Below are 15189 nucleotides of genomic sequence, written 5' to 3'. Positions count from 1 at the left end.
AGAATGCTTCTGGATAACCAATAGATTTCAAATTATGTTCTAATTAAAAAATATAAATCAATAGATAATTTTCATTGTTATTAATAGTACATCAAAACTAAAACTATGAGATTACATGAAAACAATGCCTTGGGAGAGCTGGGTGCCGCAATTGGTAAAGGCCTGCTGGCTGGTTTAGCCGCAACCGCTGCCATGACCTTGTCGCAGATGATAGAAATGAGGATCACTAAACGTAAACCAAGTGAAGCAACACTCAAGGTTGCCGAAGAAGCCGCCGGAGTAAAACCCACAGGGCGGAGTGAAAAACAAAAAGTTTCTCAAGAAATACATTGGTCGTACGGAACGGTATGGGGAATATCACGCGGCCTGATATCATTAACAGGTTTAAAAGGTTTGCCTGCTACTTTACTTCATTTTGGGGCCGTGTGGGGTACCTCCATGATCATGCTACCTCAATTTAAAGCTGCCCCACCTATCTACAAAGAAGACGCAAAGGCCATTGCAATTGATGGTTTTCATCATGCTGTTTACGCTACCACCGCAGGTATTGCTTATGATGCGCTTGACGCTGGCGGCAAACATGAACGCAAATTAAACCGTCTTATTAAGCAACTTCACTTAAAAGGATTGATCAGTAAATTGAAATTTTAAACTATTCCTCAAAACAACAAAGCCGTATCCTTTTAATGGATACGGCTTTGTTGCTATATAAATGTACGTTACATTATACCGTTTCGGTTTCCAGAACTTCTTTATGAGGTTCAACCGATTTTTTTCCAAAGAAATAGGATTTCAGGTTATAACGGATAATGTACATACAAGGCACCAATATCAGGGTAATGATGGTTGCGAACCCAAGCCCGAATATCATTGTCCAGGCTAATGGGCCCCAGAAGGCTACGTTATCACCACCAAAATGAATATGCGGTGCAAAATGCGTAAACATACCCACAAAGTCGATATTAAAGCCTACAGCCAGTGGTATCAAGCCTAATATGGCTGCTGTTGCTGTTAATAATACCGGAGTCATACGGGTATGGCCTGCTTCTACAACGGCATCGTGTAAATTGGCGCCCTGTTCAATGAGCATATCTGTAAATTCAACCAGTAATATACCATTACGTACCACCACACCTGCAAGAGCAATGATACCCACACCTGTCATTACAATAGACATAGTCATACCAAAAATACTTACACCCAGCAAAACCCCGATGATGCTAAAGAATATCTCGCTGATGATGATAAATGTTTTACCGATAGAGTTAAACTGGATCATTAATATGATCAATATCAACCCAAATGAGGTAGCCAAAGCTCCCAACAGGAAGTTCATCGCTTCCATCTGATCTTCCTGACCACCACCTTGCCTGATACTCACATTATCAGGCTTTTTAAAATTATTGATAGCCTGTAAAATATTGGCGTTAACCTCATTAGCATTAAACGGTTTAATTACGTTGGAGCCAAGGGTAAGTACACGACGCTGTTGTTTACGTTTTATATTACTATAAGTGTTGGTATAACGGATATCGGTAAAGGCTGATATAGGTACCTGACGGATAGTTCCCCCCATAGCCAGATCGCGGTAAGTGAGCTTCATGTTCTTTAAATCTTCCAAACTGCTGCGCTGACTTTCCAATGCTCTTACCTGAATTTTATAATCATCTTCCTTCGTGTTTCTGAAGTTACCTGCAGGCATGCCAAATATTGATGTTTGTAAGGCATCACTTATAGTTTTTGTACTTACACCTTCCCTATTGGCGCGTTCCCGGTTTATATCAAATACAATTTCGGGCTTATCGCTTTGCACATCGGCTATAAGGTTCTCAATACCGGCAATATTTTGTTTGGCAAGATAAGCCTTTAAACGGTTACCGGTAGCCACCAATGTATCCAGGTTGTCGCCAACAATTTCAATACTAATATCTTTTTGAACCGGAGGACCGCTATTTTCCTGTGCTACGGCAATTTTGGCACCAGGTATACCCTGTACAGCTTTGCGGATGTTGGCTAATACAACTTTGGTATCCTTGCCATTACGCTTGCCAAACTCCACAAAGGCTACGGTAACCTTACCTTTGTTTTCATAATCGCCCTGATCCTCATCCTGCGGATCGGATACCCCCTTAGTAACATTCGATATTACAGAGGAAACGATATCCTTATCAGGTGCAACTACTTCGGCAACACGCTTTTCGATCTTTTTTGTGATCTCGTTGGTATAAGCCTGATCTGTACCAATTGGCATAGTTATATAAACGTAGGCAAAGTTTGGATCGCCCGATGGAAAGAATTCAACTTTTGGCGATCGGGCTATCATAAATACTATGGTTAAGAAAAACAGCACAATGGTACCTAACAATATGATTACCGGCCTTCGAACTGCCTTCTCCAATAAATCTGCATACCATCTCTGAAACTTTGGCCATGCGTTTTTCTGAAACCTATCTATCACTTTTAGCAAAAAGAAGTGATTCAACAGATACAAAAGTATGGCGAGCACCAGAAAATTCCCCATACCCATTGTCCAGATACCCGCTAAGAACAATAGATAGCTAAGTATGGCTAATCCGGCCAAAACACCTACTGTTATAGTGGTTTTCCTATCGAACCTGGGTTTATCATGTTCGCCTTCATGATGTGGTTTCATAAAATCAACCGCGAAAACCGGGTTAATGATATAAGCCACTACCAATGACGCCAGCAAGGTTATGATGAGCGTAATAGGTAAAAAGAACATAAAATGCCCGATCAAACTATTCCAGAACGCTAAAGGAACAAATGGAGCGAGTGTGGTCATTGTGCCTGAAAATACAGGGAGGAACACCTCACCAGCCGCCATTTTTGCCGCCTGTTTAATAGGCACTTTACCGTTAGCAAAAATACGGTGTGTATTTTCAATCACCACAATGGCATCATCAACTACTATACCCAATGCCAACAGGAACGAGAACAGTACAATCATGTTCAATGTAAAACCAATAGCGGGCATGACCAAAAATGCGATAAAACAAGATAACGGTACAGAAAGTGCCACAAATACGGCATTGGTTGTACCCATAAAAAACATCAGGATAACGGTTACCAGTATAAAACCGATCACAATGGTATTGATCAGATCATTAAGGGTGGTACGGGTTTTATCAGATTGATCGCCGGTTACCACAATATCCAATCCTTTAGGAAATACCGTTTTCTGTTTTAGTTTAATCAGATCGTTGATCTTATCTGATGCTTCGATCAGGTTTTCACCTGCTCTTTTACTTACGTTAAGCGTAATTACGTTTTTAAAGTTGGGATTGTCATTTGTTTTTAAACGGGCGTAGCTTTCCTGTTCCAGGAATGAATCCTTTACATCAGCTATATCCCTCAGATAAACTGCCTGACCTTTAGGATTACGAATAACCATAGCAGCTACTTCATCGGCATTCTTAAAATCTCTTTTGATATCGATAGCTCTGCGTACACCATCAGATTTAATAGTACCTGCAGACGTCAGAATGTTTTCGTTACCAACCATCTGGGTGATATCGGTGAAACTAACCTGGGCAGCGGCCATCTTATTCAAATCAACATTGATCTGAATTTCAGGTGTTAATGCGCCTACCTCGTCAACCTTTGAGATCTCTTTGTAACTTTCAATTTCATCCTTTAATACATCGGCGTACTCTTTTAATTTCTTAAGGTCATAATTACCCGAGATATTGATATATAGAATAGGTAAATCAGCAACGTTTATATCCGAAATAATGGATTCCTTCAGGTTCTGATCACCCTGCGGAAGATCCTGCTTGGCTTTATCCACGGCATCCTTTACATCGATCTTGGCATCCTTAATATCAATATTGGCATTAAATTCTGCGGTAATCACCGAAGTGGTTTGAACAGAGTTCGATGTAACTTTTTTTAATCCTTTTAATGATTTTAGCTGCTTCTCTATCTGCCGGGTAACCAGGTTTTCGATATTCTGGGGTGATTGCCCCAGATAGTTTGTAGTAATAAACACTTTTGATTGCGCTATATCAGGAAAGTTCTCCTTTGGCAAACTATTATAACTTATCAACCCCAGTACTGTAACCAAAAATATGAGCACATATATGGCCGTTTTGTTGTCAATGGCCCAACTTGAGGGCCCAAATTCTTTATTCAGATCTTTCATAATCAACAGATCAAACGTTTATAATTAATTAGCAGACTGTAATACCTTAATTTTGTCGCCATCCTCAATTTCGGTGGCTCCTTCGGTAACCAGTTGATCGCCATCTTTTAATCCAGATAATATCTCGGTGTTGCCACCATAGGTTGTTCCAGATTTTACATTCACTTTTTTGGCCGTTCCGTTTTGGTTTACAAATACGTAATCACCATTTTCTGATTTCAGGATAGCCTTAACCGGTACTACAATGGTATTAGCTTTGGAGTAGTTAGCTATCTGAATGATGGCCGTCATGTTGGGACGAAGGCTTTTGCGTACAGGTAATTTGATCTCCACACCAAAGCTGCGTGATGTTGGGTCAATAACCTTAGCTGCAAAAGTTACTTTAGTAACCAATGAGTCATTAGCATCGGGCACTGATATTTTTACCTGGTTGCCGGTGTTTACGCTGCCTGCATAAGATTCTGGCACATCAGCCTTCACTTTTAAAACATCGGCATTCACTACCCTGATGCCTGTTTGGCCCGGTGATGCAGCCTGACCTAATTTAAGATCCATCTGATCGACAGTTCCGTTAATAGGTGATACAATGCGGTATTGGCTTGCCTGCTGTTTTAATCCGGCTAAAGCTTTTTTGGCGGTTTGTAAAGTTGTTTGCGCTTGTAAAAATTGCACTTCGGTACCTATTTTTTGATCCCAAAGATTTTTTTGACGATTGAACAATGTTTGATTTAAATCAACCTGGGCCGCGCTTTGCGCTATGTTTTGTCTCAGCACATTATCATCCAGCTGGGCCAGTGTTTGTCCTTTGCTTACATGCTGCCCTACTTTTACGTAGATGGCTGTAATAACAGCCGAAGCCTGCGGATAAGCTGTTACGTTATCCTGAGCATCAATTTTACCTTGTATTTGCACATAATTGGTAAACTGAGCTGGTTTTATAGCGATGATGCTTACATCTGTTGTTTTAGATGAATCTTTTGCACCAACTTCAGCTTGTAATTTGGTAATCTTTGTATTCAGATCTGCCTGTTGCTTTTTCAAGTCGGCCAGCTCTGCCAATTTATCTTTGGGTTGTTTATTGGAGCAAGCTGCTAAAAATAGGAAGGCCGGTATATATAATATTTTTTTCATGTCCTTTTATGTATAGTTGGTTTAGTAATTGTTTATTTAATACGGCCATATGCCTTGTCAAGGTCAACTTTGCTTATTAAGGCATCGTAAAGTCCCTGTATATATTTATCATTTGCATCATCAAGAGAAGTTTGGGCTTGCGTTACCTCGATGCTTGAGCCAACTCCCTGTTGATATTTTATTTTAGAAACACGTAATACCTCTTCGGCTAATTCCCTGTTTCTTTTTTGATTATTAAGGCTTTGTAGTCCATTAACATACGCAACATTAGCTTGACTAGCCTCCAGTTTTAGTCCGTTTTTTGCGTTCTCCAAATCATTCTGAGATTTTAAAACTGCGATTTTTGATTGTCTTACCTGGTTTAAGCGCTGCCACCCGTTAAATATGGGGATGTTTAAAGTAAGTCCAATGTAGCTTGACGGAAAATTCATTTTATACAGGTTACCAAAACTGTTATTCTGATAAGATGAGGTATAACTCGCATTAGCTTTCAGCGTTGGTAAGTACTGGGATTGTTGACGCTTTAAATCGAGCTTTTTAAGTGCAATACCTGTTTCCGATAAGCTGTATTCAATACGATTGTGATAAAATGAAGTATCAGCTGCCAAATCAGCGGTATCGTCTAATTTAATGTCTTCCAGTTTGTCCTTTAAAGAAAGTGCATTCTCTATAGGCATTCCCATCTGAAATTTTAAAACCTGATAATTTAAGGCAAGTGAGCGGATGGTATTTTCGCGGGTGGTTACTAAATTATTATACTGAACTGCAATACGATCGACATCTATTTTTTCAACCGTTCCCTGCTTATTTTGAGCTACAGTTTCATCATACTGTTGTTTTAATTGCTTAAGATTGGCGTCTGTTAGCCTTAGCTGTTCATTGCTAACCAATACCTGGTAATAGGCCTTGGTAACCGATACACTAATTTGGATCTTATTACGGGTTAAAGTTTTTAAGGAAAGCTCCTTGTAGGTTTTAGAGGCTTTTAGGCCTACGAGATAACTGCCGTCAAAAAGTATCTGATCTGCCGTTGCTCCAATACTTGATTGATATTTAACCCCAAATTTTACTGGAATAAAAGTACCCGCGGGCTGGCCAAATACTTCGCCGGGCAGCAATGTTGTCGGAATTTTTAAATAATCCTGAAAAGTAGCCGATCCACTTACCTGAGGCAAACCTATTCCTCTGGTTTCTTTAACTTTATACTCAGCGCTTTTAACATCGAGCCCGGCATTTACAACAGAATCCTGATGCTCATACGCATAGTTGATGCAATCCTGAACACTAAAGTTAAAAGTTTGATTATTAGGTGGCGCTTCCTGCGCATAGCTCTTAAAGACTATGGCACAAAATACTGTTGCCGTAAAAAGTAAGTATTTCATTTTATATACTGTAGTTGGGGTTATTGTTCTGCTATTTATTTTTACTAATTCAAAGGTTACACTCGCTATCAAATACTTGATGCCGGCAATGCCTTTATTCTTCGTGTATGTTTTTATATTGGTTTAAGAGCTTATATCCTTTAAGAGTACAAACACCGTAATTAAAGTGCTCCTCGAACTGAACCTGTACTTTCCAGGTGTTAAATTCCGATACAGGGAAAACTTCGGTATTAAATCCCAGCTCAATCTGATTCACGCGCATCCTTGCCATCACCTTTACGTCGATATCCTGACGGATGTAACCCTGTTTCATTCCCTTTACCAAAAGCTCTTCCATCGTTTTAATCAACACTTCTGCTTTAAATTTTTGAAATTCGGCCCAGGCCTCCGGGTGATACTTTTGCATGTCATGTACCGCAGTCGGATTCATTTCTGCAAATATTTCCTCAGAGCATTTCATCATATTGATCATCTCTTCTATTACATCGTTTGATTTACTGATGATATCATTTATTTGATCCTCATCTTCTTTCAACCGCCCTTTAAGTACTGCTGTAACCAATTCATTTTTGTCTTTAAAAAACTGGTATATGGTTTTTTTTGACATGCCAATATGCCTGGCTATATCATCCATGGTAATACTCTTGATCCCTGCTCTTAAAAACAGTTCCAGGCTGCCGCGTAATATTCTTTCTATTTGACTCATTGACTTTCCGGGTCAAAACTAAGGAAACATTTTTTGATTTCAAAGTTTCCATTAGAAAATACAATTACCTGACAAAGCACTTTAATGCACTGATATCAAGTTATTTAATTTAAATACCTTATTGTTTTTAGTTTATAACAACTGATTATCCTAAAACAGGACACTGAATCGCAAATATTTTATGACTTACAGCTTGCGCGTCAACATATGGAACATCTGCCCATCAATTTTTCTTACCTTTGCAAAAATTTTAAAGAACATGACGCTTTCTCCGCTTTCAGCAATTTCGCCTATTGATGGCCGCTATCGTAATACTACCGCTGAACTTGCTAATTATTTTTCGGAATACGCCCTGATCAAATACCGCGTGTTTGTTGAGATAGAATATTTTATTGCCTTGACAGAGAATAATCTGCCTCAATTACAACATTTTGATGCTGATGTGTCTGAAAAGTTACGCGCTATCTATAAAAACTTTAGCGAAGCCGATGCCGAAAGCATCAAAGAGATCGAGAAAACTACCAACCATGATGTAAAAGCGGTAGAGTATTTTATCAAGAAAGAATTTGATAAATTAGGGGGACTTGAGCCTTATAAAGAATTCATTCACTTTGGCCTTACCTCGCAGGACATCAATAATACAGCCATACCTTATACCTTTAAACTAGCATTAAATAACACCTACTACCCTGCTATTCAGGAACTGGTTAATACACTGAAAAACTACGCTCGCGAATGGGATCAGGTACCCATGCTGGCTCATACCCACGGACAACCAGCCTCGCCAACCCGCCTGGGCAAAGAGATCCAGGTTTTTGTAGAGCGCTTAGAGGCTCAGCTTGAATTATTGGCAACAGTACCTTATTCGGCCAAATTTGGCGGCGCCACGGGTAATTTTAACGCGCACCATATAGCTTACCCAAGTACCGACTGGAAAACTTTTGGTAACCATTTTGTTAACGCGGTGCTGGGTCTTAACCGCTCGCAGTTCACCACGCAGATAGAGCATTATGACAACTTCGCAGCTCATTGTGATGCCCTGAAAAGGATTAACAATATCATCATGGACCTTGATCGCGATATGTGGACGTACATATCCATGAACTATTTTAAACAAAAAATAAAAGCGGGTGAAGTAGGTTCATCAGCCATGCCGCATAAGGTTAACCCTATCGACTTTGAAAATTCTGAAGGTAACCTGGGTATTGCCAATGCTTTATTTGAGCATCTGGCCGCCAAATTGCCGGTTTCCAGGCTACAACGTGATTTGACCGATTCAACAGTTTTGAGGAATATCGGTGTTCCGGTGGCACATACCCTAATCGCTATTAAATCAACCATAAAAGGTTTAGGCAAACTTCTTTTAAATCAGGATGCTATCAACGCCGACCTGGAGGCAAACTGGCCTGTTGTTGCAGAAGCCATACAAACCATATTAAGACGCGAAGGATATCCTAACCCCTACGAGGCACTAAAAGATCTCACCAGAACCAATCAACAAATTAACGGACAAACAATAGCCGCCTTTGTTGATACGTTAAATGTAAGTGATGCCATTAAACAAGAACTAAAACAGATAACACCAGCAAATTATACGGGGATATAATGTCCGAATTTTAGATATGCAGATGTGCGAATGAAGGCATTTCTATATGATTGGTCATCTGCACATTTGAAATCCGCACATTTTCACGTTATAAAGTCATCTATCATTTATGTGTCATAACTAATTAATAGCTAACTTTAAACAAAAAAGCTACCTAAATTTGTTAATTCAAGATTTAATCAGAAAGCGAAAATGAATATCAACGTATATACAGAGTTAACGCCAAACCCGGCAACCATGAAGTTCATTGTGAACAAGTTGCTTATTAATGGCAGTGCCGATTACGCTACAAAAGAAAGTGCCGAAAAATCGCCTTTTGCTAAGGAATTGTATAAATTCTCGTTCGTGAACGGTGTTTTCTTTGCCAGCAATTTTGTAACCATCACTAAAACCGAAGGCAGCGAATGGAATGATGTAGAGCCTATTATGAAAGAATTTGTAAAAGGCGCGGTTGAATCTGAACTCAAAATACAATTAGAGGAAGAAACAGAAGCTGCAAACTTTGAAGGTTCTGAAACCGAAGTAAAAATACAACAGATATTACATGACTACGTTCGTCCGGCTGTGGAGCAGGATGGCGGCGCTATTTCATACCGTTCATTTAACGAAGGTGTTGTAACTGTTGAATTGCGCGGCTCATGTAGCGGTTGCCCTTCATCAACCGTTACGCTGAAAGCCGGTATCGAAAACTTATTGAAGCGTATGGTTCCTGAAGTTACCGAGGTAGTATCAGAAGCATTATAAAATATTCTCACGAATACCACTAATTGATTCGAATTTTACGAATTGATTAGTAAAAGCCACGAACTATTCAGATTCGTGGCTTTTTTATATCACTCTTATTCAGGTATAAAAGTGGCATGCATTACCAGAATCAGCCATTTACCGTCTTCTTTTACAAGGGTAAAAGTTACTCTTTCCCAAAAATCAGCCTTATCAACAGGTTTAACTTGCACCAAACAATGCAGAATAGCTGTGTGATTTATGATTACCACCTTTTCTTCGGAAAGTTGAAATATTTCGAATTTAATATCCGGATTAAGGACAAAGTTATTAATGAATTTTTCTTTGTCTAAAACAACTGCTCGGGGGCTGGTAAAAATAAATTCAGGGTGAAGATTCTCTGCTATAAAGAAATCATTTTTTTCAAGTGCGGCTGTAAGAAATGCCTTTTGCAGATCAATTATTGTAGTTGTTTGCTGTTCGTTTTCCATTTTTGTTGATTTAAATAATATGCAACAAAAATAGATGCCAGTCCTGTGCCCTGATAGTAAAAATGGGACATGAGCTGGCTTATCTGATAAGCTTAATTGTTAAAACTGCTGTAATAAAAATGTGCCTGAAAATTATCGGGTATAAAAAAGCTTGTGGGAGTTATGTTCATGAACCGTTTAAACTCCTTTATAAAGTGCATTTGATCAAAATAACCCTTATCCAGAGCAACAGGCAAGTAGTCAGAATTATTATTGAGCAATAGTGGTTTAAGCACCGCACGGAAGCGTGACAATTGTTGAAAATGTTTGGGTGTTATTCCGCTAAACTCATAAAATACTCGTCTGAAGTGGCGCGGAGTTATTCTAATTTGTCGGGCCAAGTCATCAAGACGAGCGTCTTCATGATGATAATAAAGTATATCCATAACTTCTTTCCAGTAATTTGGAACAGACTTTTGGTATCGACCTAATTGCCTCATTAAAAACACCTCCAGTAAGTTTATTCGCTCTTCCAGCGTTTTGGCAGTACCTACTTGTTCTTCCAATTGTTTACCTTCTGTTTTCCAGATCATATTAGCATCAACAAAAGCATCTGCAAATTCATGACTCGGAACCAAGGTAAAATTCCCAAACATACCGCATCGAAATCTGATCACTATAAACCCAACCCGGGTGGATGGCAATATACGATAGGACTGGTCTTTTGAATAAAGTAAATGACTGTGGGCTAGCCCCCCGATATCCTGTATCGAAAATGTATCTTTGTAATGAAAATACAGATCTATGCCTACCCCTGGCGGCACATGAGGCAAGTAACAGCTATCATTCCCTTCGTTTTCCCAGGACCAGTACCGCTCAATATATGGGCTGAGCAACTGATTAGGTTTTGCAAAACGAATTTTCATGATAACGGAGATTACATACCCTACTTAAAATATTTCTGAATATACTGTACCAGTTCCCCTGTTATTTTGCCGTTGGTTGCTACTACCTCTCTTGATTCCAGCACATCACTTCCACCATTAAAGGTTACCACTTCGCCTCCAGCCTGCCTTACGATAACTATACCGGCAGCTACATCCCAGGAGTTTAAATTATATTCATAAAAAGCATCAAACCTACCACAAGCTGTATAAACCAGGTCGACAGCCGCCGAGCCCAAACGCCTTAGACCATGGCAATTTTTCATCAAATCGGCAAACAAGGCAATATAGGCATCCTGTTTCCCAAAATCATAGTATGGAAACCCGGTTGCCAGTAAACTGTTAGCTACCGTTTGATTATTACTCACCCTGATCTCGGTACCGTTAAGATATGCGGGGGCGCCTTTCCAGGCATAAAAGCACTCATCCAGGTTTACCTCATATACTACACCGGCTACCAGTTCATCATACTCTTTAAGCGCTATACTTACCGAAAATGAAGGTATGCCATGTATAAAATTGGTTGTACCGTCTAAGGGGTCAATGATCCAGTTGTATCTTTCGCCAATGGTGGTGGTGGTTTTTTCTTCGGTAATAAAACCTGCTTCGGGGAGTATCTTGCGTAAACCTTCTACAATCAGTTTCTCGGCTGTTTTATCTACGTAGGATACCAGGTCATTCAAACCTTTGTATTCAATTTTATCGGCGTTAAAGGTTTTGCGCTCTTGTCTTATAAAATCTCCGGCTTGTTTTGAAACCTCAATTACCTGTTCAGTTATGTTTTTGAGTTGCATGTTTGCGTAATGATAAACTGAATGAAAATGCTTTATGCACAAAAAAGCTCGCGAAGAATAAACTTAATGCGGCTCCAATTCTGGCTACCGGTGGGTATATGCCGAAATCCTGTATCAATATTTTTATTATGGCCAAATTGGCGAAAAAGCCAAGGCAAGCTACGGATGCAAAGCGCACGAACTGCTTATAGGCTGACAATTTTGACTCTGTAAAAACCATATACCGGGTGATCAGAAAATTAACGATCACACCCATAAAAAACGATAGCGCCAGGGATAAAGTAGAGTTACGAACCGTTAAGGAAAATATCTGGTAAGTATGCCGTACCAATAAATTATGGTAAAACAAGTAAAAGGCAGAAACATCTACTAAAAAGCCTGCACCTGCAGAAATCACAAATCTGAACACCTGGTTATCCAGTAATTTATTGGCTTGCTTTGTATTAGCCATGCTTTAAAACAGCTGTTTTTTTGTCCTTATTTAACCCGTTCATAATTAAAACGGCCCCACCAACAACCATCAGTAACGAAATAAATTCGGCCTGAGTAAAGCTGACACCGGCAACGTGGTATTTAGTATTTACACGTATCAATTCAATAAAAAAGCGTTCAACACCAGCCAATATCATGTAGATGCCAAACATAACGCCTGCAGGCTTTATACGATCACGGATGCTCCATAAAAGCCAGAATAACAGTAAGCAAACAATCACTTCATAAAACGATGTAGGATAAACAGGGTACGCCAATTCATGGCAAAATTTGCCTACACAGCCCGGAATAGCCACACCTTCGTCATTCACATTGTGAGGAAATTTAAAGGCCCACATCCAATCAGGCGCCCAGCTTAGCCAGCCTGGTTTTGCCGCAGTATTGGTTATCCCCCAATCCCCATCGCCCGACATCTGACAGCCTACTCTACCTAAAGCGTAAGCCAGCATCATACCCGGTCCGCCGATATCCAGCATATCCAGAGGTTTGATATTATGCTTATTGGCAATGTATAACACTGCAGCACCACCGCATATTAAACCACCATAAAAGGTAAGTCCGCTAAAACCTATCAGCATTCCCACGGGATCTTTCATAAATTCGCCCCAGTTCTCCAAAGCGTTAAATACTTTAGCGCCGGCAAAGCCAAAAACGGCTGCCCATAGTAAAATATTACCCATGAGCTCATGCGGATGTACGTCTACTTCTTTGGTTACTGGTTTTGGCTGTTTTTGCTTCTCAGCTTCATAATAAGCCCAGTAAGCAAATGCTGCTGCGCCAATGATCCCGCCTATCCAACTACCACGTAAGGATAGTAAAAAATCCTGAGGGGCATCCAAAAGCAAACGATAGTTCAGTATGCAATCAACCAGTTTATAACCTAAAACAAAACCGAAAACACCGTTACCAACCAATTCATTAACCGAGGCGGGTTTGCCTACAGTAATTGTTTTTTTAAACGAATGGATGATGCCTAATTTCTCTTTCCGTTTAAATTCCTGCGCAAAGGCCCAATAGGCGCCCATAAACGCAATGGCCACAAAAAAGCCAAAGGTTTGAACAGGCAAAGGGATGTTTATACCAAAAAGATACTGAAGAAGCGATGTAATGGTTGGAAACATAGGTTATAGTTTGAAGCGAATATAGTATTTTAATGCACTAATATTTCTTCGCTTTCTGTTATATCGACATCACCATCCGGTGAAATATTTGTTAAGTGGACTTTTTTAAGTTCGTTAATCAATACAGGATCATATTTGGTACGCACCTTCACATAGTTACGGGTAAAACCGTGCATATAGCCCTCCTTGATGTCACCTTCGAATAAAACCTCTTCTGTTTTATGCAACTGGCTCTCATAAAACGCACGACGTTTCTTGTCAGACAGGATATGCAGCATTTTACTGCGTTCGCCACGGGCCGAACCAGGTACAGCACCAGTCATCTGGCTGGCCAGGGTATTTTCCCGCTCCGAGTAGGTAAATACGTGCAGGTATGAAACGTTCAGCTCATTCAGAAAATTATAAGTCTCTACAAAATCCTCGCGGGTTTCGCCAGGAAAGCCAACGATTACATCCACACCGATACAGCAATCCGGCATCAATTCCTTGATCTTAGCCACCCGGTTTACGTATAGCTCCCGTTTGTAACGACGACGCATCAAACCCAAAATCTTATCAGAACCAGACTGTAAGGGAATATGGAAATGCGGCACAAAACGCTTGGAAGTAGCTACAAAGGCAATAATTTCGTCGGTGAGCAGGTTAGGTTCTATAGACGAGATCCGGAAACGGTCAATTCCTTCTACCTCATCCAGGGCTTGTACCAGGTCAAAGAATTTATCTTCGCGTTTACCGTTGCGGATACCAAAATCGCCCAGGTTTACACCAGTCAGTACAATTTCCTTTACTCCCGATGCTGCTATCTGGCGGGCCTGCTCCAATACATTTTCAATAGTATCACTGCGGCTGCTGCCACGGGCCAGTGGAATGGTACAAAAGGTACAGGAATAATCGCATCCATCCTGAACTTTCAGAAAGGTACGGGTACGATCGCCAAAAGAATAAGCGGGCACAAACTCGTTTGCCTCACTTACAGGCTGATTGTATACAACGGCCTTGGGCTTTTTAGTGAGATCCGTAATATGATCAATGATCTGGAATTTTTCGGCCGCACCCAGCACCATGTCAACACCCGGTATTTCGGCTATTTCCTGCGGCTTTAACTGCGCATAGCAACCCACAATGGTTACATACGCGTTTGGTGATATTTTGAGTGCTTCCTTAACTATTTTCTTGCACTTTTTATCCGCGTTTTCGGTAACCGAACAGGTGTTGATCACAAAAACATCAGGGATATTCGTAAACTCCACCGTATCGTAACCGGCCTGGTTAAACAGGCGCCCGATAGACGACGTTTCCGAATAGTTGAGCTTACAGCCCAGCGTATAAAAAGCGACTTTCTTATTCATCTTTAAGGGTGCAAAGATAATTAATTATTGAATTACTGAGTTAGTGAATTATGGAGTTATGACAATACATTAATTATTGAATTACTGAGTTAGTGAATTATTGAATTATGACAATCATACGATGTTGCCCCCAGATGTATATAACCTATAAAACTTTTTAAACCTTAAATTTTAACACTTTTTTAGTTAAAAACGGGGTAAAAACGCTTGCTTTTTATGCACTTTAACAGAGTTTTAACGCCGTTTTAACACTTTTTAACAATTTTTTGATGGGTTTTGAAAGGTTTAAAAAGCATTAAATTATTGACT

General features: G+C 40.0%; 13 protein-coding genes. 3 read left to right on the top strand and 10 right to left on the bottom strand.

The annotated features are described in order from the left end of the window. Positions 1 to 105: 105 nt before the first annotated feature. On the top strand, positions 106 to 651 hold the full coding sequence (locus G7092_RS00720) for a hypothetical protein (protein WP_166085199.1): 546 nt from the start codon (positions 106 to 108) through the stop codon (positions 649 to 651). Positions 652 to 724: 73 nt separating this feature from the next. On the opposite strand, the gene G7092_RS00715 is transcribed toward G7092_RS00720, so the two are convergent. The 4 genes from G7092_RS00715 to G7092_RS00700 form a co-directional block, all read right to left on the bottom strand. Next, positions 725 to 4162 carry an efflux RND transporter permease subunit gene (locus G7092_RS00715; RefSeq protein ID WP_166085196.1) on the bottom strand — a complete coding sequence of 1146 codons (3438 nt, stop codon included), beginning with the start codon at positions 4160 to 4162 and terminating at the stop codon, positions 725 to 727. Between the two features lie 24 nt (positions 4163 to 4186). Then, positions 4187 to 5293 carry an efflux RND transporter periplasmic adaptor subunit gene (locus G7092_RS00710; protein ID WP_166085193.1) on the bottom strand — a complete coding sequence of 369 codons (1107 nt, stop codon included), beginning with the start codon at positions 5291 to 5293 and terminating at the stop codon, positions 4187 to 4189. 32 nt (positions 5294 to 5325) lie between these two features. Further along, complete coding sequence (locus G7092_RS00705; protein WP_166085190.1) at positions 5326 to 6675, bottom strand: TolC family protein; 1350 nt, start codon at positions 6673 to 6675, stop codon at positions 5326 to 5328. Between the two features lie 94 nt (positions 6676 to 6769). Beyond that, positions 6770 to 7381, bottom strand: coding sequence for a TetR/AcrR family transcriptional regulator (locus G7092_RS00700; RefSeq protein WP_166085188.1), 612 nt, complete (start codon positions 7379 to 7381; stop codon positions 6770 to 6772). Between the two features lie 259 nt (positions 7382 to 7640). Here G7092_RS00700 and purB point away from each other — a divergent pair, with 259 nt between their 5' ends. Next, positions 7641 to 8987: an adenylosuccinate lyase gene (gene purB, locus G7092_RS00695; protein ID WP_166085186.1), complete on the top strand. Its 1347-nt coding sequence runs from the start codon at positions 7641 to 7643 to the stop codon at positions 8985 to 8987. Positions 8988 to 9179: 192 nt separating this feature from the next. Continuing rightward, on the top strand, positions 9180 to 9731 hold the full coding sequence (locus G7092_RS00690; protein ID WP_166085184.1) for a NifU family protein: 552 nt from the start codon (positions 9180 to 9182) through the stop codon (positions 9729 to 9731). Between the two features lie 95 nt (positions 9732 to 9826). On the opposite strand, the gene G7092_RS00685 is transcribed toward G7092_RS00690, so the two are convergent. The 6 genes from G7092_RS00685 to mtaB form a co-directional block, all read right to left on the bottom strand. After that, positions 9827 to 10201, bottom strand: a complete 375-nt coding sequence (locus G7092_RS00685) for a nuclear transport factor 2 family protein (protein WP_166085182.1) — start codon at positions 10199 to 10201, stop codon at positions 9827 to 9829. 92 nt (positions 10202 to 10293) lie between these two features. Further along, positions 10294 to 11106, bottom strand: coding sequence for a helix-turn-helix transcriptional regulator (locus G7092_RS00680; protein ID WP_166085180.1), 813 nt, complete (start codon positions 11104 to 11106; stop codon positions 10294 to 10296). 20 nt (positions 11107 to 11126) lie between these two features. Further along, positions 11127 to 11918 (bottom strand): inositol monophosphatase family protein, encoded by a 792-nt coding sequence (locus G7092_RS00675; protein WP_166085178.1) that lies wholly within the window; start codon positions 11916 to 11918, stop codon positions 11127 to 11129. Beyond that, positions 11896 to 12369, bottom strand: coding sequence for a GtrA family protein (locus G7092_RS00670; RefSeq protein WP_166085176.1), 474 nt, complete (start codon positions 12367 to 12369; stop codon positions 11896 to 11898). Before G7092_RS00670 ends, G7092_RS00675 begins: the two co-directional genes overlap by 23 nt. Continuing rightward, a complete protein-coding gene (locus G7092_RS00665; RefSeq protein WP_166085174.1) occupies positions 12362 to 13531 on the bottom strand; it encodes a prolipoprotein diacylglyceryl transferase in 1170 nt (389 codons plus the stop codon). The genes G7092_RS00670 and G7092_RS00665 overlap by 8 nt, the downstream gene beginning before the upstream one ends. Positions 13532 to 13560: 29 nt before the next feature. Then, complete coding sequence (gene mtaB / locus G7092_RS00660) at positions 13561 to 14880, bottom strand: tRNA (N(6)-L-threonylcarbamoyladenosine(37)-C(2))-methylthiotransferase MtaB (protein WP_166085172.1); 1320 nt, start codon at positions 14878 to 14880, stop codon at positions 13561 to 13563. Positions 14881 to 15189: the final 309 nt, after the last annotated feature.

The organism is Mucilaginibacter inviolabilis (assembly GCF_011089895.1).
GTDB lineage: Bacteria > Bacteroidota > Bacteroidia > Sphingobacteriales > Sphingobacteriaceae > Mucilaginibacter > Mucilaginibacter inviolabilis.
The sequence above is the reverse complement of the archived record's forward strand: the minus strand, read 5'-3'. Positions and strand labels throughout refer to the sequence as shown.